This window comes from Pseudomonas sp. IT-93MI4, from assembly GCF_949767635.1.
Lineage (GTDB): Bacteria > Pseudomonadota > Gammaproteobacteria > Pseudomonadales > Pseudomonadaceae > Aquipseudomonas > Aquipseudomonas putida_A.
Genome location: NZ_CATKPP010000045.1, coordinates 1 through 328, shown reverse-complemented (window position 1 = coordinate 328; position 328 = coordinate 1). Strand labels below are relative to the sequence as shown.

Genomic DNA, 328 nt, shown 5'->3' with positions numbered 1-328 from the left:
ATTACGCGAGCACTTCGTCCAGCAGCGCGACGACAACAAGCGCCGGCTGCAGCAGGCCCAGTTGCCTGCGGTTGTAGAGGCGATCAGGGACCATATTCGCTACCTGCAAACCCAGATCAAGCAGCTCGGCAAAGCCATCGATCAAAGCATGCGTGAGCTGGATGCGGAAAAAGCCGATCGGCTTATCTCCGTCAAAGGCATCGGCACTGTGGCGACCGCCAGCTTGTTGGTTTATCTACCCGAACTCGGCGAGCTGGATCGCAGGGAGATCGCCGCCTTGGCGGGAATCGCCCCCTATAACGACGACAGCGGTAATCACAGCGGAAAG

1 protein-coding gene is annotated in these 328 nt (G+C 58.8%); it reads left to right on the top strand.

What is annotated here, in order from left to right; genetic code table 11:
* Nucleotides 1-328, top strand: a 328-nt coding sequence (locus ACM6I7_RS19105; RefSeq protein ID WP_414889043.1) for a transposase, incomplete at both ends; no start/stop codon positions are given.